18 protein-coding genes are annotated in these 21,193 nt (G+C 73.5%); 9 read left to right on the forward strand and 9 right to left on the reverse strand.

Going from position 1 to position 21,193, the window contains the following annotated elements:
* Nucleotides 1-98: 98 nt before the first annotated feature.
* Together K1T35_RS25155 and K1T35_RS25160 are read left to right on the forward strand one after the other, a co-directional pair.
* Entirely contained in the window at nt 99-2,273 is a 2,175-nt protein-coding gene (locus tag K1T35_RS25155) for a SpoIIE family protein phosphatase (protein ID WP_220254147.1), read from the forward strand.
* 198 nt (nt 2,274-2,471) lie between these two features.
* Nucleotides 2,472-3,902 (forward strand): GDSL-type esterase/lipase family protein, encoded by a 1,431-nt coding sequence (locus K1T35_RS25160; protein WP_220254148.1) that lies wholly within the window; start codon nt 2,472-2,474, stop codon nt 3,900-3,902.
* 557 nt (nt 3,903-4,459) lie between these two features.
* On the opposite strand, the gene K1T35_RS25165 is transcribed toward K1T35_RS25160, so the two are convergent.
* Nucleotides 4,460-6,136, reverse strand: coding sequence for a S8 family serine peptidase (locus K1T35_RS25165; protein ID WP_255620682.1), 1,677 nt, complete (start codon nt 6,134-6,136; stop codon nt 4,460-4,462).
* A gap of 93 nt (nt 6,137-6,229) precedes the next feature.
* Between K1T35_RS25165 and K1T35_RS25170 the strand changes: the two genes are divergently transcribed.
* From K1T35_RS25170 to pip, 3 genes are read left to right on the forward strand one after another with little or no spacing between them, the layout of a single operon-like run.
* The gene (locus tag K1T35_RS25170) at nt 6,230-7,267 is read left to right on the forward strand and encodes a DNA polymerase IV (protein ID WP_220254149.1); all 1,038 of its coding nucleotides are present in this window, start codon (nt 6,230-6,232) and stop codon (nt 7,265-7,267) included.
* Between the two features lie 41 nt (nt 7,268-7,308).
* Nucleotides 7,309-8,079: a bifunctional 2-polyprenyl-6-hydroxyphenol methylase/3-demethylubiquinol 3-O-methyltransferase UbiG gene (locus K1T35_RS25175; protein ID WP_220254150.1), complete on the forward strand. Its 771-nt coding sequence runs from the start codon at nt 7,309-7,311 to the stop codon at nt 8,077-8,079.
* Nucleotides 8,080-8,087: 8 nt separating this feature from the next.
* Nucleotides 8,088-9,047, forward strand: a complete 960-nt coding sequence (pip, locus tag K1T35_RS25180; RefSeq protein WP_220254151.1) for a prolyl aminopeptidase — start codon at nt 8,088-8,090, stop codon at nt 9,045-9,047.
* Between the two features lie 18 nt (nt 9,048-9,065).
* Here the strand turns inward: pip and K1T35_RS25185 are convergent, their stop codons facing one another.
* From K1T35_RS25185 to ald, 4 genes are all read right to left on the reverse strand, one after another.
* A complete protein-coding gene (locus K1T35_RS25185; protein ID WP_255620683.1) occupies nt 9,066-9,818 on the reverse strand; it encodes a cobalt-precorrin-6A reductase in 753 nt (250 codons plus the stop codon).
* The gene (cobF, locus tag K1T35_RS25190; protein WP_220254152.1) at nt 9,815-10,582 is read right to left on the reverse strand and encodes a precorrin-6A synthase (deacetylating); all 768 of its coding nucleotides are present in this window, start codon (nt 10,580-10,582) and stop codon (nt 9,815-9,817) included. The genes K1T35_RS25185 and cobF overlap by 4 nt, the downstream gene beginning before the upstream one ends.
* 7 nt (nt 10,583-10,589) lie before the next feature.
* The gene (locus K1T35_RS25195; protein ID WP_220254153.1) at nt 10,590-11,636 is read right to left on the reverse strand and encodes a diacylglycerol kinase family protein; all 1,047 of its coding nucleotides are present in this window, start codon (nt 11,634-11,636) and stop codon (nt 10,590-10,592) included.
* A 216-nt stretch (nt 11,637-11,852) separates the two neighbouring features.
* Entirely contained in the window at nt 11,853-12,971 is a 1,119-nt protein-coding gene (gene ald, locus K1T35_RS25200; protein ID WP_220254154.1) for an alanine dehydrogenase, read from the reverse strand.
* A gap of 68 nt (nt 12,972-13,039) precedes the next feature.
* Here ald and K1T35_RS25205 point away from each other — a divergent pair, with 68 nt between their 5' ends.
* Together K1T35_RS25205 and K1T35_RS25210 are read left to right on the forward strand one after the other, a co-directional pair.
* A complete protein-coding gene (locus K1T35_RS25205; protein ID WP_220254155.1) occupies nt 13,040-13,552 on the forward strand; it encodes an Lrp/AsnC family transcriptional regulator in 513 nt (170 codons plus the stop codon).
* A gap of 38 nt (nt 13,553-13,590) precedes the next feature.
* Nucleotides 13,591-14,262 carry an RNA polymerase sigma factor gene (locus K1T35_RS25210; protein WP_220254156.1) on the forward strand — a complete coding sequence of 224 codons (672 nt, stop codon included), beginning with the start codon at nt 13,591-13,593 and terminating at the stop codon, nt 14,260-14,262.
* A gap of 57 nt (nt 14,263-14,319) precedes the next feature.
* Here K1T35_RS25210 and K1T35_RS25215 read toward each other — a convergent pair whose 3' ends face one another.
* Both K1T35_RS25215 and K1T35_RS25220 read right to left on the reverse strand, forming a co-directional pair.
* Nucleotides 14,320-15,516 (reverse strand): cysteine desulfurase-like protein, encoded by a 1,197-nt coding sequence (locus tag K1T35_RS25215; protein ID WP_370645520.1) that lies wholly within the window; start codon nt 15,514-15,516, stop codon nt 14,320-14,322.
* A 267-nt stretch (nt 15,517-15,783) separates the two neighbouring features.
* A complete protein-coding gene (locus K1T35_RS25220; RefSeq protein ID WP_220254158.1) occupies nt 15,784-17,349 on the reverse strand; it encodes a hypothetical protein in 1,566 nt (521 codons plus the stop codon).
* Between the two features lie 389 nt (nt 17,350-17,738).
* Between K1T35_RS25220 and K1T35_RS25225 the strand changes: the two genes are divergently transcribed.
* Together K1T35_RS25225 and K1T35_RS25230 are read left to right on the forward strand one after the other, a co-directional pair.
* Entirely contained in the window at nt 17,739-18,854 is a 1,116-nt protein-coding gene (locus tag K1T35_RS25225; RefSeq protein ID WP_220254159.1) for a sialidase family protein, read from the forward strand.
* Nucleotides 18,855-18,859: 5 nt separating this feature from the next.
* Entirely contained in the window at nt 18,860-19,168 is a 309-nt protein-coding gene (locus K1T35_RS25230; RefSeq protein WP_255620684.1) for a MoaD/ThiS family protein, read from the forward strand.
* A 115-nt stretch (nt 19,169-19,283) separates the two neighbouring features.
* Here the strand turns inward: K1T35_RS25230 and K1T35_RS25235 are convergent, their stop codons facing one another.
* On the reverse strand, nt 19,284-19,904 hold the full coding sequence (locus tag K1T35_RS25235; RefSeq protein ID WP_220254161.1) for an L-threonylcarbamoyladenylate synthase: 621 nt from the start codon (nt 19,902-19,904) through the stop codon (nt 19,284-19,286).
* 155 nt (nt 19,905-20,059) lie between these two features.
* Entirely contained in the window at nt 20,060-21,193 is a 1,134-nt protein-coding gene (locus K1T35_RS25240; RefSeq protein ID WP_220254162.1) for a mandelate racemase/muconate lactonizing enzyme family protein, read from the reverse strand.

The raw sequence follows: 21,193 nt of genomic DNA on the forward strand, positions 1-21,193 counted from the left end.
CACTCGACCCTAGTGGATGCGCAGCGGATCCGACCCCGCACGTTGCGGCACACCGGTGGAGTGGGCACCCGACCGGTGAGGGGTGCAGACTGCACGCCGTGCCCGTTCTGCTCGAGCGGCGGACCAGGCTGCCGCCGGACCCGCGATCAGCCGGTCGAGCCCGACGGATGCTGCAGGAAGCATTACGCGAGCTCGAGGAGGCCGACGACCCGTCCGGCGACGGCTCTGCCGTCGACACCGCCGTCGACCCCGACATCGTCGACACGACCGTCCTGCTGGCCAGCGAGCTGTGCGAGAACGCGGTCCTGCACGCCGGCACCGAGTTCGAGGTCACTCTCACGGTGACCGAGGCCGACGTCACCGTCGCCGTCACCGATCGCGGGCCGGGCCCCCTCGAACTGCACCTGGCCCAGCCCCGCCAGCGCTACGGCCGCGCGGCGAGCCACGGACGCGGCCTCGCGCTCGTGCAGCGGCTGGCCACCACGTGGGGCACCCGGCACGAGGCCGACGGCCGCCACGTCATCTGGTTCTCCCTCGCCCGCGAGGAGCGGCCCACCGCGGCATCGGCCCCGCCGGCCCCGCCGGACGCCGAGCGGGTCTGGACCACCGCCGAGCAAGCCCGATGGCTGCTGCACGTACCGCCGGGGCTCGTCGACCGGCTCGAACCGGACGAGCTCGTCGCCGAGCTCGTCCGGAGGCTGCGCGAGCTCCTCGACGCCGAGTCGGTGAGCGTGGAGGTCGACGAGGGCGACGGCACCGGCGCGCGCGAGATCACCCGCGACGGCATCCCCGACCCGGGACTCTCCACCGGCGGCGAGATCATCACCGGCGTCGGGACCGACACCGGCCGCCGCGTCGAGGTACGGCTGCCCACCACCGCGCCGCTGCGCGGGATCCTGCGCGTCACGCACCGCCTCGGTGGAGCGGCCGCAGGCGACCCGGAACGCACCCGTGACCTCACCGAACTCATCGCATACCGCGTGGCGATGGCGGTGGAGTCGCAGTGGCTGCGCGCGGTGGACCAGCGCAGGCGCTCCTGGATGACCTACCTCGCCGAGACGAGCGAGCTGCTCGGGCAGTCGCTCGACGTGGACCTCGCGGTGGCGGTGGTGCCCCAGGTCGTCGTACCCCGGCTGGGTCGCTGGTGCGCCGTGCACCTGGTCGAGCCCTCCGGCGGTATGCGCCTGGCCGCGCTCACACACGCCGACGAGGACGCCCTGCCCGAGCTGCGCGCCGTTCTCGACCCGGACGGCCACCCCGGGCTGCCCGCCGAGCTGCGCACCCGACTCTCCGACGTGGTGCGCAACGGCTCGTCGGCCGTCCGGTTCGCCGTGCCCACCGACGGGATCGCGCTACCGCTGCGGGCCCGCGGCCGCACGCTGGGCACTCTGCTCGTCGGCAGGCCGCCGAACCGGCCCCACAGCCCGGAGGACGTCGTGCTCGCGGGCGACGTCGCCCGGCGGGCCGCACTGGCGATCCACAACGCGCAGAGCACCGGAGCGCACGTCGCGGTCTCCCAGGCGCTGCAGCAGGCACTGCTGCCGCGGGCGCTGCCGGTGGTGCCCGGCCTGGACTTCGCCGCGGAGTACCTGCCCGCGAGCTCCGGCAGCGACGTCGGCGGCGACTTCTACGACGTGCTCACCGTCGACCCGTCCCGGTGGCTGGTGTCGATCGGCGACGTGTGCGGAAAGGGCGCGCGCGCCGCGGCACGCACCGGGCTGGTGCGCGACGTGCTGCGGGTGCTGGTGCGCGACGACCGCTCCCTGCCGCGCGCCGTCGAGCGTCTCAACGAGGTCATGATCGAGGCCGACGACCCGCTGCAGTTCTGCACGCTCGCCGCGGCGATGGTGCGCAGGCGCCACCGGGGCGCCGGCGGCGGCCCTGCCCACTCGCACGGCGCGTCGCGCGGCGGGCTCGACGTCGACCTCGTGCTCGCCGGGCACGTCCAACCGGTGCTCGTGCGGGCGGACGGCACCGCGGAGCTGATCGGCACGTTCGGCACGGCGGTGGGGCTCGTGCCCACCGTCCGGCTGACCTGCACCCAGCACCGCGTCAACCCGGGTGACACCCTGCTCGTCTACACCGACGGCGTCACCGAGCGGCGAAGGGGCCGCGAGCAGTTCGGGGCGGAACGGCTGCTCCGGGTGGCCGCGCGGGCGGCTGGACGTCCCGCCGTGCAGGTGGTGGGTGCCGTGCGGGAGGCCGTGGAGCGGTTCTCCACCGAGCCCCTCGACGACGACGTGGCGCTGCTCGCGGTGCGGGCCGCGCCGTAACCGGCCGTCACGTAACGCAGGCACGCCGTGGTCCGAAGCCTCCGCCGGGATAGGCCGGTCGGTCGTACCCTCGGCCACCGGGCCGACGCATAGTGGAGGCGGCTCGAGATCCGCTCCCGAGATCACGGAGGTGGAGCACTGGACGCGAAGCGCAGCGGGCGGACAGTACTCAGGGAGCTGCGTTCGTGGCCGACCATCGTGCTGGTCCTGTTCTGTCTGGGCGTCGGTATCCCGGTCACGGTCGCGCTCACCCCGGCGCAGGACCTGGAGGTGTTCGGCCAGCACATCACCGTCGGCGCCCGGCCGCCGGACCTGTCCATCGCGGGGCCGGCCCGGCTCGTGCAGGTCGGCAACACCGCGCTCGACATCGACCAGATGCACGTCTACGGCCCGCTTCGCCCTGAGCTCACCATGGGCCCGGTGCAGCGCAACTCCGCCGCGGCCGCCGTCTTCGACCCCGTCGGGGGTCCCCAGGCGCAGGACGACGCGATCGGGGCCGTCACCCGCGGGTTCCTCACGTGGTACGTCCTCGGCGGGCTCGGGCTGCTCGCGTTCACGCTCGCGGCCGCGGGCGGCGCCGCCGGCATCCGCACCCTTGTCGTGCTGCGGCGCCAGAGCCGAACACAGGGCGGCGAGCACGAGCCGCTGCACGAGATCTTCTCCTACTGCGTGCGCGCGGCCCGCCGGATGACCGTCATCGCACTGGTCACGGCGGTACTCGCGTGGCTGGTCTCCGGGGCGCTCGCGGTCACCGGCTCCGTGCAGGGCCTGCGCGGCGTCACCTCGCTGGCCCAGCTCGTCGGCGCCTACCACCTCACCCCCGACGCGGTGGGGCCGCCGATCACCGGCTTCGACGGCGCCGTCATCGGCGATTCGCGCGCGGCCCGCCTCGGCGGGCCCCCCGTCCCGGACGGCACCGCCGACGACGTCGCCTGCCAGCGCAGCACCGACTCACTGGCCGCGGAGGTCGGTCACCTCCTGCCCGCGAGGGTGCTGAACCTGGCCTGTCCCAGCGCCACCATCACCAGCGGGCTGCGCGGTCCGCAGGACGCGGGAGGCCGCTCGGTGCCCGCCCAGGTCGGCGTGCTCAAGCAGGCGCAGGACCTGCGGTTCGTCGTGGTCGCGATCGGCCCGAACGACGTGGGCTGGATCGACTTCCTGCGCTACTGCTACGGCGTCCCCGACTGCTCCGACCGCCTCACGCAGGGCGAGTTCGACTACCGCCTCGCCGCGTTCGACCGCGTGTACGGCGACCTGCTGATCGACCTCAACCAGCTGCCCGGCAGGCCGCAGGTGATCATCATGACCTCCTACGGCGCCTTCCCACCCGACGCGGACTGCGCCGACACCCGTGCCGAGGGCTACCCCGGCCTCGACCCGGTCAAGATCGAGCTGCTGAACGACCGCAACAAGCAGCTCAACGACGTCCTCACCGCCGGCGCGCAGAAGTACGGCTTCGCCGTGGCCGATCCCCAGCTCTCCATGCTGTGCGAGAAGGGAACCGACGGGCTCGGACCCGACCTGCAGGGCATGGCCGACCCGTTCCCGTTCCACCCCACGGGGATCGGATCGCTGCGCATGGCGTCGTCGGTGGTGCGCAAGATCGTGCCCCTGCCGGCGGCGGGCTGAGCGGGCAGGCCGAGGGCCTGCCCCTCGGGCGCGCGGCGCCACCGAAGGCCGGTCCCACGGGCATGATCGAGGCTTCGGCGCGAAAACGGGCGAAAGCCGCCCGGGAACGCGCCGAATCTCCGATCCCGGAGCCAGAACAGGCCCATGATCGGTGCGAGGTGCGCATCACAGTCCCCGGCGGGGCCGTTACGTGCGGCTCGGAACGATCTTCACAGGTCACGCACCCGTTCTCCGCCGACGCGGCCCGTCGGCTGGCCGCGTGGCGCCAGAAGGGGTGCGCCAGCCCAAACCAGGTGTGCGAATGCAACAAGCTCCCCGCGACTCCGCCTCCTGGCGGCGCCGCGCGCCCACCGGGCAGGCCCTCGGCCTGCCCGCTCTGCTTGCCCGAGGGGCCGCAGAGGCTCGCAGGTCAAGGGGCGCGCAGCGCTCGCGAAGCGACGCGCAGCGCCCTTGACCTGGGAGGGGCGGCCCCGCACACTGCGCGGCGCCGTCAGGAGGCAGGGCCCGGATCGGCCTGCGCGGCGGCGCCAGGAGGCCTCGTAGGCGGCGACGCCGCACTAACCGGCCGGCAGGTCGAGCGCGGCGACCGCGTCCACGACGCCGTTGCCGTAGTAGCCGTTGAAGCTCGCCGAGCCCTCGCACGGCGCCGTCGGCAGCGCGGTGACCGGGCACGCGGTCTCGTGCGCCGAGCCCGTGAGCGCGCGCTCCACGGCGGCGGGATCCATGGTGAGCCCGCCCGGGTGCGCCGGGTCGGGCAGACCGAACTTGCTCACCACCAGCGCGGCCACGCCGGTGACGTGGGGCGCGGCCATGGAGGTGCCCTGCAGGTAGGCGTAGTAGCCGCACGGGGCGTTCGGGTCGGCGCCGCAGACCTTCTGCACCCCGCCGCCGCTGCCCTTCGGGGTGATCTCGCCCGCGGCGTCGACGTCGCCGTCCTGTTGCAGGATGCTCTTCGGGTACGTCGAGAGGATCAGGTCCTCGTTCCCTCCGAGGCCGCTGTTGCCGCCCGGCGCGGCCAGTGAGATCTGCTCGACGCCGTAGTTCGAGTAGTCCGCCTTCTCCCCCCTCGGCCCGACGGCGGACACCCCGATCACGTGCGGACCCTCCACCGGCAGGTTGCTGCACGTCGCGTTGTCGATCGGGCGCGCGTACTCCGAGCCGGGCGGGTAGTTGGGGCTGCTCGTGTCCTGGCGCGGGCGGCCGAGGTCCTCGTTCTCGTTGCCGAGCGACCCGATCAGCGTGACGCCCTTGGCGTGCGCGTATTCGAGGGCCCGGTTCATCGCCTCCACCGTGGTGCGCTGCTCGATCCGCGCCGCGGGAGGGTCGGACGGGTTGTCGATGCAGTTGTAGCGCCACGGGTCCACGTAGAACGACATGTTGATCACGTCGAGGCCGATGTCGGCGCCGTAGGTCAGGGCGTCGATCACCGGCTGGAGGAAGAAAAGACCCGCATCCTGGCCCGCGCGGATGTTCACCAGCGTGACGTTCGGCGCCACACCGGACAGCCCGGCCCCGTTCGCGGCCGCCGCCACCGTGCCCGCGACGTGGGTGCCGTGGCCGCCGCCGTCGTAGTCGGGCGGGTCGACGCAGCCCTCGAACTCGCACGGGCCGTCCTGCTGCGCCCCGGTCGGGTCGGTGGGGATGTCGGTGACGAAGTTGCGCGAGAGCGCCCTGTCGAGGTTCGGCGCGATGTCGGGGTTGCTCCCGTCGACACCGGTGTCGAGGACGCCGACGAGCACCCGCCGGTCGCCCGCCTGCACGGCACGCACGGCGTCCGCCCGGATCATCGACAGGCCCCACAGCCGCGCGTCGAGCGGGTCGAGCCCGGTGGGTCCGGCCGCGGCCGGGTCCGCGCGCACGACGCCCCTGCGGGATGCCACCGACTGCGCCGTGCCCAGCACCTGGGCGCGCGTCGCGCCGAACACGCCGTCGACGGCCGACACCCGCTCGACGAACCCCTCGGGTGGTGCGTCGGCCACGAGCGCGTTGACCGCAGCGTTCTCCCGCAGCAGGTGCCCGCCACCGGCCTCGATCGCCGCGACCGCCCCGTCGCGGGCCGCCGGGCCGTCGAGCAGCACGGTGAAGGTGGCGTGGCCCGCCGGTACCGAGCCTGTGCGAGTGGCTTGTGGCGCCACCGATGCGGCCGGAACCGGCCCCAGCGACGACGCGCCCGCGGTGGCGAGAACCGCGACGACGGCCGCGACAGCCCACCCGACTGCGCGAGGGCTCTTCACGCGACCTCCCGGTTCCCCGTGCCCCTGGATCCGGGCTCGGTCGATCACCTTAGGACATCTGGCGTATGCAGAAGGTCACGGCACACTGATGGGGTGGCCTACTGGGTGCTGCACGTCGACCTGGACCAGTTCCTGGCCGCGGTCGAGGTGCTGCGCCACCCGGAGCTGGCCGGACGACCGGTCGTCGTGGGCGGGAAGGGCGATCCGACGCAGCGAGCGGTCGTCGCCACCGCGTCCTACGAGGCGCGCGAGTTCGGGGTGCGCTCCGGGATGCCGCTGCGCACGGCGGCGAAGCGCTGCCCCGACGCGGTGTTCCTGCCGGCCGACAACGCGCACTACGAGGAGATCTCCGAGGAGGTCATGGCGACGCTGCGGGACCGGCCCGGCGTCGTCGTCGAGGTGATGGGCTGGGACGAGGCGTTCGTCGGCGCCGAGACCGGCGACCCGGAGTCACTCGCCGCCGCGATCCGGGCCGACGTCCTCGAACGCGCCCGGCTGCACTGTTCCGTCGGCATCGGCGACAACATGCTGCGTGCCAAGCTCGCCACCCAGTTCGCAAAGCCCGGCGCCGGCGACGGCGTGTACCGCCTCACCGTGGCCAACTGGGCCGAGGTGATGTTCGACCGTCCCACCCAGGCGCTGTGGGGCATCGGCACGAAGACCGCGCGCAAGCTCGCCGAGCGAGGCATCACCACCGTCCGGGAGCTGGCCGCAGCCGACCCGGCCGCGCTGGCCGCCGAGCTCGGTCCCGCGCTGGGGCCCTGGTACGTGCAGCTGGGCCGCGGCATCGGCCGCGTGGTCGTGGAGGGCACGCCGTGGGTGCCGAGGTCGCGCAGCCACGAGACGACGTTCCAGGAGAACATCACCGACTGGGCGGACGTCCGCACCGAGGTCGCCGCGCTCGCCCGCCGGGTGGCCGCCGAGATCGAGGGCGCGGGCCGTCCGGCGGCGCGCGTGGCGGTGAAGGTCCGGTTCGCGCCGTTCTCGACCTACACGCGCAGCGCCACGCTCGACGCACCCACCACCGACGCCGACCGGTTCGCCGAGGCCGCCCTCGACGTGCTCGAACTGTTCGGCTCCCGGCGCCCCGTTCGCCTGCTCGGCGTGAGAGCGGAATTTCCTCCGGTGTGAACTGAGAGTGAGCTCAGCCGAGTCCCTCCATCGTCGGACCCGTGGATCACAGTGCGGCGGTGGGGGCGGTGCGCAGGCATTTCGACCGGCTGGGTGAGCACGGGGGGAGCCGACCCGACACCGACCCGAGCGGCCAGGTGAGCCGCGAGGTCCACCGCCGGTTCCTGCGCCGGTTCGTCCCTCGGGGTGCGCGCGTGCTGGAGCTCGAGGCGGGGGCCAACCGGTTCACCACCGAGCTCGCGGCGCGGGCCTGCCATGTCGTGGTCACCGATCCGTCGTCCGCGCGGCTGGCCGCCCACGAACGCAGGGTGCGCGGCACTCCCGCCGAGCGCAGCGTGCTGCGACGCGAGGTGCTCGACCCCGCGGACGTGAGCCGGTACGCCGCCGGGGAGTTCGACGTGGTGCTCGCCTACGGGTGCCCGCTGTCGGCCGCGTACGGCTGTGCGGCCGGGCTGCTGCGCGGGCTGCTGCGCGTCGTCGCGCCGGACGGCGTCGTCGTCGCGTCGGTGCTCTCGCTGCTCGGGGCGTGGCGCCACCACCCACCGGGCCTCGACGGGCAGGCCGACGGGGAGAGTTCCGTCCGCAGGTACAGGTGGTCGGACGTGGTCGCGCTCGTCGACGAGGCGGGAGGGGAGCTCGTCGACGGGAGCGCGAGCAACTGGGCGTCGGCCGGGGACCCCGACGCGCTCGCGCACCTCGCCGCCGACCGCGACCGCTGGCGCCGCTTCCTCGATCACGAAATCGCCGCGTGCGCCGAACCCGGGGCAAGGGACGGCGGCACCCACATCCTGTTCGCGGCCCGCCCTGCTTGATCACTAACGTGACTGGCGTGTACCCGCCCATCGAGCCGTACGACCACGGGGTGCTCGACGTGGGCGACGGCAACCGCCTCTACTGGGAGGCCTGCGGCAACCCGGACGGCAAGCCGGCGCTCGTCGTGCACGGCGGCCCGGGCTCCGGGTGCACGCCCGGCCAGCGGCGGGCGTTCGACCCGAGCCGCTACCGGGTGGTGCTGTTCGACCAGCGCGGTTGCGGCCGCAGCTCGCCGCACGCGAGCGACCCCGCAACCGACATGAGCGTGAACACCACCGCGCACCTCATCGCCGACATGGAGCGGCTGCGCGAGCACCTCGGTATTGACCGGTGGCTTCTGCACGGCGGGTCGTGGGGTTCGACGCTGATCCTCGCGTACGCGCAGCGGTACCCCCACCGCGTCTCGGAGATCGTGATCGCGAGCGTCACCACCACGCGCCGGTCGGAGATCGACTGGCTCTACCGCGGTGTCGGGCGCTTCTACCCCGAAGCCTGGGAGCGCTTCCGCGTTGGCGTGCCGCCCGCCGACCGCGACGGCGACCTCGTGGCGGCGTACGCGCGCCTCGTGGCCCTCCCCGACGCCGCCGTACGGGAGCAGGCCACGCGGGAGTGGATCGCATGGGAGGACGCTGTCCTCTCCGCGGAGCCGAACGCCCGCCCCGGCGTCTACGGCAACCGCCCGCCGCTCGCGCAGCTGGCGTTCGTGCGCATCTGCACCCACTTCTTCTCCCACGGCGTCTGGCTGGAGGAAGGCGCGCTGCTGCGCGACGCAGGCCGGCTCGCCGGCATCCCCGGGTTCCTCGTACACGGTCGCCTCGACATCGGCGGTCCGCCCGGCACGGCATGGGAGCTCGCCCGCGCGTGGCCGGACGCGGAGCTGGTGATCGTCGAGGACTCGGGCCACACGGGCAGCGACACGATGCGCGCGCACGTCACGGCCGCCCTCGACCGCTTCGCCGAGCGCTGACCCGAGCGCGCGGTGGGATCACGGCCGCCCCGGGAGGGCCGCGGCCAGCCACGCCACCGCCTCCTCCACGCTCGCGACGACGGGTGCGTCCGGCGCGGGCGGGCGGGCGATCAGCACGACGGGGAGGCCGAGCTCCCGCGCGGCCACCAGCTTCGCCGCGGTCAGCTCGCCGCCGCTGTCCCGCGCGACGAGCACCTCGACGCGGTGCTCGCGCAGCAGCGCGCGCTCGGCGTCCGCGGTGAACGGGCCGCGCGCGACCACGAGGTGGTGCCGGGCCGGGAGCGGCGGGGGCGGCGGGTCGACGGCACGCAGCAGGCACCATGCGTCCAGCCGGGCGAACGCCGCCAGATCGCCGCTGCCGATCGCGAGGAACACCCGCGCGCCCAGCCGGGGCACCAGCGCGGCGGCGGCCGCAGCGGCCGGCACTCGGTGCCAGCGGTCCCCCGGCCCCTCGATCCAGCCGGGCCGTCGCAGCACGATCAGCGGCACGCCGACCGCCGCGGTGGCGGCCACCGCGTTGGCCGTCATGCGGGCGGCGAACGGGTGCGTGGCGTCGACGACCGCGTCCGTGCGGTGGCCCCGCAACCACGCCGCGAGGCCGGCGGCGCCCCCGAAACCGCCGATGCGGACGTCGCCGCAGGGCAGCCGGGGCACCGCGACCCGCCCCGCGAGCGACGACGTCACGGCGAACGCGGGGTCATGGTGCAGCGCGATCGCGAGGCGGCGCGCCTCGTGGGTGCCTCCGAGCACCAGCACGTGGTGCGGGGTCACCGGCTCCGCCGCCGCAGCAGGTAGGTGTCCATGATCCACCCCTTGCGGGCACGGAGCTCGCCGCGCAGCCGCACGATCTCCGCCTTCACGTCCCGGAGGCGGCCGTGCACGAGCGCCTCGTCGGGAGTGCCGAGGTAGGCCCCCCAGTAGATGTCCCACAGGTCGTCGGGCAGCGCGGCGAAGGCGTCCACCGCGTCCAGCATCACGACGACGTCGTCGACGCCCTGCGGCGGTCCCTCGTCGGCGAGCCTGCGCCCCGTCGTGACGATGACCGGCCGCCCGACCCGGTTCAGCGGGATCCGGTGCGCCGCGGCGAGCGCCTGCACGGCGCTGATCCCCGGGATCGAGATCACCTCGAACGCGACGACGGCACGGGCGCGGATCCGCTCCAGGATTCGCAGCGTCCCGTCGTAGAGCGCCGGGTCGCCCCACACCAGGAACGCGCCGCACTCGTCCTCGCCGAGCTCGTCGACGAGCATCCGCTCGTAGAGCTCCGCCCTGCGCTCCTGCCAGTCGGCCACCGCGCCCGCGTACCGCCCGCTGGGCGCGCCGCGATCCCGCTCCGGATCGCGGGCGGTCACCACCCGGTGCGGCCGCGTGACGTGGCGGGCGACGAGCGTGGCGCGCAGCCCGGCCAGCTCGGCCTTCGCCTCCCCCTTGTCGATCGTGAAGAACACGTCGGCGCGGTTCATCGCGGCCACGGCCTGCAGCGTGAGGTGGTCGGGGTCCCCGGCCCCGATACCGATCACGTAGATCGTGCGCATTCCCGTCCTACCCCGCGTCCGGCGCGTCCGGTGGCGCGACGTCCGGCACGCGCAGCACCAGCGTGCTCGGCTCGACGCGGATGGAGAGTTCCTGCGCGTTGCCCACCGGGTCGCCGTCCACCTGGCACGGCTGGGGGTTCTCCGTGCGGATCACGATGGAGCGGGCCTGCCAGTGCTCGACGCGTGCGTGTCCCCGTGGGCGTTTCGTGATCACGCGCAGGGCCACCGCGATCCAGCCCGCGAGCGTGCCCGGCGCGAGGCTCACCACGTCGAGGACACCGTCGTCGATGTTCGCGCGCGGCATGAGGACGAGCCCGCCCAGCAGGGTGCCGCTGTTCCCGACGAGGACGGTGCGGGTGCGGCGGCGCAGCGGCGGGCCGTCGTCGAGGCTGAGGGTCACGCGGATGCGCCGCCCGCGCATGGCGCGCAGCCCGGAGATCACGTAGGCGAGCGGGCCGACCTTGACCTTCAGCGCCTCCGGCGTGCTCTCCATGATCGCGGCGTCGAACCCGGTGCCGGCCATCACCAGGAACACCCGTTCCTCGTCCGCGCCGTCGATCCGGATGCGTCCAACATCGATGGCGCGGTCGTCGCCGGTGAGCGCCACGCGGGTGGCGACCGCCACGTTGTCCGGCGTGCCGACGGTGCGGGCGAGCAGGTTGCCGGTGCCCACGGGCACCAGGCCCATCGCAACCCCGGTGCCGGCCAGCGCCTCCGCCACCGAGCGGACGGTACCGTCCCCGCCGCAGGCGAGGACGACGTCGGCACCCTTCTCGATCGCGAGCTTCGCCTGCCCGGTGCCGGGGTCCTCCACCGTGGTCTCCAGCCACAGCGGATCCGCCCAGCCGAGCCCGGTGCAGACCGACTCGATCCGCTGCCGCGTGCCCGCTTCGATCTTCGTGGGGTTCACCACCACGGCGGCGAGCGGGCGATCCTCCGGCTCGGCGGTCAGCGAATCGGGGTCGACGGCGTGGCGGCGCCCGCGGACCACGACGACCGCGAGCAGCCCCAATACGGGCAGCACCGCGAGCGCGATGACCCACCACTCGTTCACGGCGGAACCCTATGCGCCGCCGGGCTCCCCGACGCGCGGCGTACACCACACGCCTGGAAGGCGTACCCGAGCGCGCGACATGCGTGCACCCAGCCAGCGACTCAGCCGCATCCAGACCGCGACTCGCGGAGATAGGGGTCCCCATCTCCGCGAGTCGCGGTCTGGACGTACGCGAGTCGCGGTGGGAGTGCACGCGAGCCGCGCAGGGGATGCGGCTCAGGCCGCGATGAGCGTGTGCGGGTCGGCGTAGGGCAGGCCGAGGTCGTGGGCGACCTGCAGGTTGGTGAGTGCGCCGTCGTGCGTCGAGAGGCCTGCCGCGAGGGCGGGGTCGGCCGCGAGCGCGTCGGACCAGCCCAGGTTCGCCAGCCGCAGCACGTACGGGAGCGTGGCGTTGGTCAGCGCGTACGTGGACGTGTGCGGCACGGCGCCGGGCATGTTGGCCACGCAGTAGAACACCGAGCCGTGCACGGTGTAGATCGGGTCGGCGTGCGTGGTGGGCCGCGAGTCCTCGAAGCACCCGCCCTGGTCGATCGCGATGTCCACGAGCACGGAGCCGCGCTTCATCCGCCGCACCAGGTCGTTGCTCACGAGCCGCGGGGCGCGGGCACCGGGCACGAGGACGGCGCCGATCACGAGGTCGGCGTCCAGGCAGGCCTTCTCCAGCTCGTGGTTGTTGGAGGCGACGGTGCGCACCCGCCCCGCGTAGCGCTCGTCGACCTGCCGCAGCTTGGCGATGTCGAGGTCGAGCACCGTGACGTCGGCGCCGAGCCCGACGGCCATGGCCACGGCGTTCTGGCCTGCCACCCCCGCGCCGATCACCACGACGTTCGCCGGCCGCACGCCGGGCACCCCGCCCAGCAGCACTCCGCGCCCGCCGGCCGCACGCATGAGGGCGTTGGCGCCTGCCTGCGGCGCGAGCCGGCCCGCGACCTCGCTCATCGGCGCGAGCAGCGGCAGGCTGCCATCGGGCAGGCGCACTGTCTCGTAGGCGATGGCGGTGGTGCCGGCGTCGAGCAGGGCCTGCGTGCACGCCTTGGACGCCGCGAGGTGCAGGTAGGTGAACAGCACCTGGTCGCGTCGCAGCCGGTGGTACTCCTGCTCGATCGGCTCCTTGACCTTGAGCAAGAGATCCGCGGCGGCCCACACCTCGTCGGCGGTCGCCACGATGCGGGCGCCTGCCGCCTCGAAGTCGGCGTCGCTGATCGAGCTGCCGACGCCGGCACCGTGCTCGACGAGCACGTGGTGCCCGGCGCGCGTGAGCTCCTGCGCGCCCGCCGGGGTGAGCGCCACCCGGTACTCGTGGTTCTTGACCTCGCGGGGAACACCGATCCTCATGGGCCGAGAATGAAGATACTGCCGACTGCCGGCAACTTCATCGGGAGAAGATTCGGTAGATTGCCCAGATGCCACTACCACCTGCAGGTTCGCGACCAGAACGGGCGCTCCGGCCGCAGGAGGTTCGCCTCGACGCGACGGACCGGGCGATCCTGCGGGTCCTCGCCGACGACGCGCGCATCTCCAACAAGGAGCTGGCCGACCGCGTCGGCATCGCCCAGTCCACCTGCCTCGCCCGCGTGCGCGCCCTGCGGGCGAACGGCGTGATCCGCGGCTTCCACGCCGACATCGACCCGCGCGCCCTCGGCCACGACCTCGAGGCCATGATCGCCATCCGGCTCCAGCCGAATGCCCGCGGGAGCCTGACCGAGCACGTCGCGGCCCTGTCCCGGCGGCCCGAGGTACTCGACGTCTACTTCGTCGCGGGCGCCAACGACTTCCTGCTGCACGTCGCCACCGCCAGCACCGACGCACTGCGCGCGTTCGTGGCCGACCACCTCAACCGCGACCCCGGCATCGCGGGCACCGAGACCAACCTCATCTTCGAGCACACAAGGGCGGCCGGCCGGCGCGGAATCTGAACGGGAGATCGTCGGCCGTCCCCGTAGGATGTGAGCCCATGACTCCGGGGGGCAGCGTGGACGTCGATCATGTCGAGGAATTCCCGCTTCTCGCGCGGCTGCTGCAGCTCGCGGCCGACCAGGGCGAGGGCACGATTCTCGGGCTGGTACCGCCCGGGCGGTCGCGGATCGGGCGGGTGTCGCGCGTCGACGCCGCGGCGTTCGCCGAGCGGCTCGCCACCGCCTACCGGGAGCGCTCGCCCGCCATGATCCGCTACGCCACGCGCAAGGTCGGCGATCCGGGCCGCGCCGAGGACGTCGTGCAGCGGGCATTCGAGAAGATCCTGCGCCGCCAGCAGGGCGACCCGCCGGAGATCACCAACATGCAGGCGTACGTGCTCACGGCCGTCTGCAACGAGATCAACCGCGAGCTGCGCGAGGTGATCCCGGCCCGGGCCAACGTCAGCATCGACGACCCGGACCGCGCCGACGACGCCCCGAGCGCCCCGGTCGACGTCTCCACCCAGGTCGCCGACGCCGCGGTGCTGCGCGACGCGCTCGCCGCGCTCTCCCCGCGCGAGCGCGAGGCCGTCGTCATCCGCATGCAGTGGCAGCTGTCCGTGGCCGAGGCGGCCGAGGTGATGCAGCTGTCCACCGGCGCGGTCAAGCGCTACACCTCCGACGGCCTGCGCCGCCTGCGCGAGCGCCTCGACCCGGCGTTCGTCGCCTAGAGCCGGAGCACCACCCGGTGGTCGAGTAGCGCCGGCCCTACTCGACCACCGGGGTGTTCAGGCCTCCAGGAACTCCGCGAGCCCCGTGAGTAGGCGGTCGACATCGGAGTCGTCGACGTAGGGCGCGAGGCCGATCCGCAGCGCCCCGCCGTCGCCGAGGCCGAGGCGGCGCGACGGCTCGAGGGCGTAGAAGGTCCCCGCTGGGGCGTGCACGCCGCGCTCGGCGAGGAACGCGTAGGCGGACGCGGGCTCCCGGTCGGCGAACGTGACGAGCAGCGTGGGTGTGCGGTGGGCCGCCCGCGACAGCACCGTTACGCCGGGGAGCTGGGCGAGGCCGTCCTCGATCCGCTCCCGGAGCCGGTCCTCGTGGGCTCCGATGGCGCCCAGTGCGGTGACTATCCGGTCCCGCCGGGTGTCGCCGGTCCCGAGCCCCGCGAGGAAGTCGATCGCCGCCGTGGTGCCGGAGAGGAGCTCGTAGGGCAGGGTGCCGAGCTCGAAGCGTTCCGGCACGACGTCGGGCGAGGGCAGCAGCTTCTGCGGGCGCAGCTCCTCCAGCAGGGCGGGCACCGCCGCGAGCACGCCGCAGTGCGGCCCGAGGAACTTGTACGGCGAGCAGGCGAAGAAGTCCGCGCCCAGTGCCTCGACGTGCACGGGCAGGTGCGCGGTGACGTGCACGCCGTCGACGTAGGCGAGCGCGCCCGCGTCGTGCGCCAGGTCGGTGATCGCACGGACCGGCGGGCAGGTGCCGAGCAGGTTCGACGCGGCCGTGACGGCGACGAGCCGCGTGCGTGGGGAGAGGACCTCCGCCACCGCCTCCGCGGGGAGCTCCGCGGTCGCGGGGTCGAACTCGGCCCAGCGCACGCGGGCGCCCACCGCCTCCGCGGCAAGCACCCACGGGCGGATATTGGCGTCGTGGTCGAGTGAGGTGACCACGACCTCGTCGCCCGGTTCCCACGTGGCCGCGAGCGTGCGGGCGATGTCGAAGGTGATCTGGGTCATGCTGCGGCCGAAGACGACACCTCCCGGCTCGGCGTCGAGCAGGTCGGCAACGGCACGGCGGGCCGCCAGGACGATGTCGTCGGCGGCGCGTTCGGAGGCGGTGACCCGGCCGCGGTTGGCCAGCGGCGCGACCAACGTGCGTGCCACCGCATTCGCTACCTCAGCGGGGACCTGGGAGCCGCCAGGGCCATCGAAGTGGGCATATCCCGCCGTCAGGGCCGGAAAGTGCGCGCGAACCGCCGCAACGTCGTACATCACCCCGTCACCCTGTCACGAGGGCCGGGCCGTGTCCGGCCCGGCCGCTAGGGGCGATCCGGGGCGCGAGTTCCGCGGTCGAGATCCGCGGGACACGGCCTAGTGTCCCCCGCCGGAAGTCCGTTGGGTAAGTCGGTGGATCCAGGTTCTCGCTGGGTGCGCCGGACGGCGGGCCTCGTACTGGACGTACTCGGCCCGTCGGCCGGTGCGGCCAGCGTGGGCCTGGGCCGCCGAATTATTCGGCGGACTTCCGGCGGGGGACACTAGTCACCAGTCCTCGGCCTCCGTGCCGCCGTCGGAACCGACGGCGCGGTGCCGACCCTCGCGCAGGCCGCGCTGGTAGGTGCTGAGCCGGTCGCGCACCCGGTCGGGCGCGCGCTCCGCGGGGGTGACGTGCTGCGCGCCGTTCTGACCGTTCTGACCGTTCTGACCCGTCTGGCCGTTCCGCTCGGTGCTGCGCGGCGGCGGCACGAGCTGGTTGCCAGGTCGGCGACGGGGAAGACCGCTGGACGTGGTGGGGAGCTCGGGCTCGGGGCGGGCGGCCCGGGCAGCGGCTTCGCGCCACTCGTCGTCCTGCGGCGTCTGCCAGTCCAGTGGAGAGGAAGAGCCCGGCCCTCCCCCTGACCCGTCCTCACGGAACCATGCCGACGCGATCGCCTCGAAGATCGGTGTGGCGTACCGGTCGTCGATCGGCTCGAGGGGCAGGTCGAGCAGCGGCCCGAACAGCTCGTCCACCTGCGAGGAGGACGAGGGCGAGTAGGCCGGCGCGTCGTCGAACGACAGCGACGGCCGGGTGCCGTTGATCGGCTCGTCCGAGCTCGAGCCGGCCTGCTTCGAACCGTTCGTGCCGTTCACGGCCCGCCCGACGCCTGCGCCGGCGTCGAAGCCGAGCTCGTACGAGGACAGCGACGACAGCCCGGTGCGGTCCAGCAGCGGCTCCGGCGAGGGCAGCGGCGGCGGCGCGGGAGATGGTGAGGGCGGTGGCGACAGGCGTGGCGACGGCGGTGGCAACAGAGGAGGCGACAGCGGTGGCGACGGCCGCGGCGGCTGCTCCACCGTGACCGCCGCCGGCGGACAGTGCACGCTCGCGACGAGCCCGGATCCGGCGGGGGGCGGGCCGCCCGAAGGCCGGCGCAGCACGATCCCGTGGCGCGAATGCCGGGCGAGCTGCTCGGCCGCCGCGGCGGCCCTGCGGCCACCGAGGCCGTCGGGGTCGTACCGGGCCGCGCCGTCGACGATGACGTCGACCGTGGCGCCCCCGTTGCCGGAGCTCCGGCTGGCCGCGGTGTCCAGGTGGCTCGCGAGCTCGATGCGCGCGCCGGGGTACACCGCGGTGACGTGGTCGACGAGCTCGGCGAGCACGTGCACCAACTCCACCGCGGCTGCCGGGGACACGAGTGCGGACGGGGCGGACCGCACCTCGATCCGGCGGGGCTCCTCGGCGAGGGCGGCGGCGTCGGAGACGACGTCGCCGAGCCTGCGCGGCCCCGCCGATCGCACCCCGGGCTCGTGGCCGGCCAGCAGCAGCAGGCCCTCGACGTCGCGATGCATCCGGCGCGCGGTGTCCTGCAGCTCGGGGAGGCCGGGCGGCTCGGGGTAGAGCTGCTCGGCCTGCAGCCGCTCCAGCAGCCAGATGTGCCGGTCGAGCCGGGCCTGCAGCCGCCGTGCGACCCCGGCCGCGGCGTCGTCGCCCCCACGATCGACAGCACGATCGACGGGGTGATCGACGCCACGTTCGAAGCTGCCGCCCGCGCGGGCATCCCAGCGGTCGGTGCCAGCAGCGGATCCGAGGTGCGCGAGGTAGCCCGAGTCTCCCTCGTAACCCCTGTCCACCAGTCGGTCCTCTCCCACGGGTCGATGCCTCGCGCCGACTCACGCCGAAGCGGCGTGACGTGCATCACGCTCGGGGCACGTGGCCGGCTGCCCTCGGCGACGCACGCTACCTCGCAACGGGCTTCCACCGACCGCCTGCGGGGAAAGTGCGCTCAGGGCGCGCGTTCCTGCGGCGGGCGGCCCGGACGTGTCCTGACCTGCGCCGGATGGCACGCACCGTAGCCCATTCGGGCGCCTTCCGCCTACGGATGGGTGGCGAGCGGCGGCCTCGCCGCGGTCAAGTGGTAGAAGCGCACGCCCACCGATGAGTTCGGCTGCCGTGGGAGGTCACAAGTCTGCGCCGGGCGTGAAGAACCCGGCCGGACGACCGAACTGCGAGGAGGACTGCCATGACCGGAGTGCGGGTTCTGGTGGGCACGCGCAAGGGAGCGTTCGTGCTCACCGCGGACGGCACGCGCGAGCGGTGGGAGGTGGACGGGCCGCACTTCGCGGGATGGGAGATCTACCACGTGGCCGGCTCGCCCGCCGATCCGAACCGGCTCTACGCGTCGCAGTCGGGCGGATGGTTCGGGCAGGTCGTGCAGCGTTCCGACGACGGCGGAGCCACGTGGGAGCCGATGGGCAACGAGTTCACCTACACCGGCGTGCCCGGCACCCACCAGTGGTACGACGGCACGCCGCACCCGTGGGAGTTCGCGCGGGTCTGGCACCTCGAACCGTCGGCCACCGACCCGGACACCGTGCTCGCCGGCGTCGAGGACGCGGCGCTGTTCCGCAGCACCGACGGCGGCGCCAACTGGCAGGAGCTGCCGGGCCTGCGCGAGCACGGCTCCGGCCCCAGCTGGCAGCCGGGGGCCGGCGGGATGTGCCTGCACACGATCCTCGTCGATCCCCGTGACCCGGCCCGGATGCACGTCGCGATCTCCGCAGCGGGGGTCTTCCGCACGGAGGACGGCGGCGCGTCGTGGGAGCCGGCGAACCGCGGCCTGCGGTCCGAGGGCATCCCCGACGAGGACGCCGAGGTCGGGCACTGCGTGCACCACCTCGCGATGCACCCGGACCGTCCCGACACGCTCTACATGCAGAAGCACTGGGACGTGATGCGCAGCGACGACGGCGGCGCCAACTGGTACGACATCGGCGAGGGCCTGCCCAGCGACTTCGGGTTCCCGATCGAGGTGCACGCGCACGAACCGGACACGATCTACGTCGTGCCGATCACCAGCGACTCCGTCCACTTCCCGCCCGACGGCCGGCTGCGGGTGTTCCGCAGCCGCACCGGCGGGAACGGGTGGGAGCCGCTCACGAAGGGCCTGCCGCAGGAGCACTGCTACGTCAACGTGCTGCGGGACGCGATGGCGGTCGATTCCCTCGACACCTGCGGTGTCTACGTCGGGACGACCGGTGGGCAGGTCTACGCCTCACCCGACGCGGGCGAGACATGGGCGCCGATCGTCTCGAACCTGCCTGCGGTGCTGTCGGTGCAGGTCCAGACGCTGTCATGAGCGGCGTGACGACCGCGACGGTCAGGGTGAAACTGCCCGCACACCTGCGGAAGCTGGCGCGGGTGGACGGCGAGGTGCGCCTCGACGTGCCGGCCCCGGTCACCCAGCGGTCGGTGCTCGACGCCCTGGAGGCCCGCCATCCGGTGCTGCGGGGCACCATCCGCGACCACGACACGCGGCGGCGCCGCGCCTTCGTGCGGTTCTTCGCCTGCGAGCAGGACCTGTCCCACGACGAACCGGACGCTCCCCTTCCCGGCGAGGTGGCGACCGGGAAGGAGCCGTTCCTGGTGGTCGGCGCGATGGCGGGCGGGTGAGCGCTCGTACAGGCCCCGGAGGTTCAGGAACGCCACGTTCATGAACGTGGAGTACATGAACGTGGAGTACATGAACGTGGCGTTCCTGAACCGCGCCTGCGGCGGCGTGGCGCCGCTACTCGAACCGTGACGGGTCGCCCGCCCCGCGGCGGACGATCTCGGGTTCGTCACCCGAGAAGTCGACGACCGTGGTGGGCTCGGTGCCGCAGTCGCCGGAGTCGAGCACCGCGTCCAGGACGCCGTCGAGCTGATCCTTGATCTCCCAGCCCCGGGTGAGGGGCTCCGGCTCGTCGGGCAGGAGCAGGGTTGACGACAGCAGCGGCTCCCCCAGCTCGGCGAGCAGCGCCTGCGCCACGGTGTGCTGCGGGATGCGTACCCCGACGGTCTTCTTCTTGGGGTGCAGCATCCGGCGCGGCACCTCCTTGGTGGCCGGGAGGATGAACGTGTAGCTGCCCGGCGTCGCGGCCTTGACGGCCCGGAACACCCGGTTGTCGATGTGCACGAACTGACCGAGCTGCGCGAAGTCGCTGCAGACCAGCGTGAAGTGGTGCTTGTCGTCGAGGCGGCGGATCTTGCGGATGCGATCGACCCCCGCTGCGTCGCCGAGCTGGCAGCCGAGCGCGAAGCACGAGTCGGTCGGGTACGCGATCAGTCCCCCGCTCCTGATGATGTCGACCACCTGGCTGATCGCACGCCGCTGGGGATCGACCGGATGGACGTCGAAGTACCGCGCCATGCTGCGCAGAGTAGGGCCGCTCGGGTCCGTTGTGCAGATCGAAACGCGGTCGCGGCCCCGTACATCGCCGAGACGGTGCCCTCACCGCGTCGGAACGCACGACTTGAACGTGTCAGGACGCTGGACTCGCGTCCTGCGCGAGTCAAGCGGGCGGGTCAGCGGGGCTTGTCCAGCGTGACCTTGTCGACCGTCCACTCCCTCGCCTGCTCGCTCAGGGTGACGCCGAGGCCGGGGCGGTCGGACAGGTGCATGCGCCCGTCGCGGATCTCCAGTCGCTCGGGGAAGAGCGGGTGGAGCCAGTCGAAGTGCTCCACCCACGGCTCGCTGGGGTAGGCGGCAGCGAGGTGGACGTGGATCTCCATCGCGAAATGGGGCGCGAGCTGCAGGTTGCGGTGCTCGGCGAGTGCTGCGAGCTTGAGGAACTGGGTGATACCGCCGATGCGCGGGGCGTCGGGCTGCAGGATGTCGACCGCGTCGTGGCGGATCAGCTCGGCGTGCTCGGCGACGCTGGTGAGCATCTCGCCGGACGCGATCGCGGTGTCGAGCGAGCGAGCGAGCGCGGCGTGCCCCTCGGCGTCGTATGCGTCGAGTGGCTCCTCGATCCACACGAGGTCGAACTCCTCCAGAGCGCGCCCGACGCGCATCGCGGTGGGCCGGTCCCACTGCTGGTTGGCGTCCACCATGAGCGGCGCGCCGCCGATGTGCTCGCGGACGGCGCGGACCCGGCGCAGGTCCTCGGCCGAGTCCGGCTGCCCGACCTTGATCTTGATGCCGCCGACGCCGGACGCGAGCGTGCGGGTGGCGTTGTCGAGCACCTGCTCGATCGGCTCGTGGAGGAAGCCTCCCGAGGTGTTGTAGCAGCGCACGGAGTCGCGGTGGGCACCGAGCAGCTTGGCCAGCGGCAGGCCTGCGCGCTTGGCCTTGAGGTCCCACAGCGCCACGTCGATCGCGGCGAGGGCCTGCGTGGCCGCGCCGCTGCGCCCGACGGAGGCCCCCGCCCATACGAGCTTGGTCCACAGCCTGCCGATGTCGCTGGGGTCCTCCCCGATCAGATCGGGCGCGACCTCGCGGGCGTGGGCGAACTGGGCCGGTCCGCCTGCTCGCTTCGAGTAGCTGAACCCGACGCCCTCCAGCCCTGCCTCGGTGGTGATCTCGGCGAAGAGGAACGCGATCTCGGTCATCGGCCGCTGCCGGCCGGTGAGCACCTTCGCGTCGCTGATGCCGGTCGGCAGCGGCAGCGTCACCGACGACAGCGTGACGGAGTCGATCCGGTCGAGAACGGGGGTCAT

It is taken from the genome of Pseudonocardia sp. DSM 110487 (assembly GCF_019468565.1).
In the GTDB taxonomy this organism is placed as follows: domain Bacteria; phylum Actinomycetota; class Actinomycetes; order Mycobacteriales; family Pseudonocardiaceae; genus Pseudonocardia.

Bases quoted from the DNA above. Each gene is read 5' to 3' on its own strand.
- cobF (WP_220254152.1), bottom strand. From the start codon at position 10,582: ATGCGCACGATCTACGTGATCGGTATCGGGGCCGGGGACCCCGACCAC.
- ald (WP_220254154.1), bottom strand. From the start codon at position 12,971: ATGAGGATCGGTGTTCCCCGCGAGGTCAAGAACCACGAGTACCGGGTG.
- K1T35_RS25205 (WP_220254155.1), top strand. From the start codon at position 13,040: ATGCCACTACCACCTGCAGGTTCGCGACCAGAACGGGCGCTCCGGCCG.
- K1T35_RS25210 (WP_220254156.1), top strand. From the start codon at position 13,591: ATGACTCCGGGGGGCAGCGTGGACGTCGATCATGTCGAGGAATTCCCG.
- K1T35_RS25215 (WP_370645520.1), bottom strand. From the start codon at position 15,516: ATGTACGACGTTGCGGCGGTTCGCGCGCACTTTCCGGCCCTGACGGCG.
- K1T35_RS25225 (WP_220254159.1), top strand. From the start codon at position 17,739: ATGACCGGAGTGCGGGTTCTGGTGGGCACGCGCAAGGGAGCGTTCGTG.
- K1T35_RS25235 (WP_220254161.1), bottom strand. From the start codon at position 19,904: ATGGCGCGGTACTTCGACGTCCATCCGGTCGATCCCCAGCGGCGTGCG.
- K1T35_RS25240 (WP_220254162.1), bottom strand. From the start codon at position 21,193: ATGACCCCCGTTCTCGACCGGATCGACTCCGTCACGCTGTCGTCGGTG.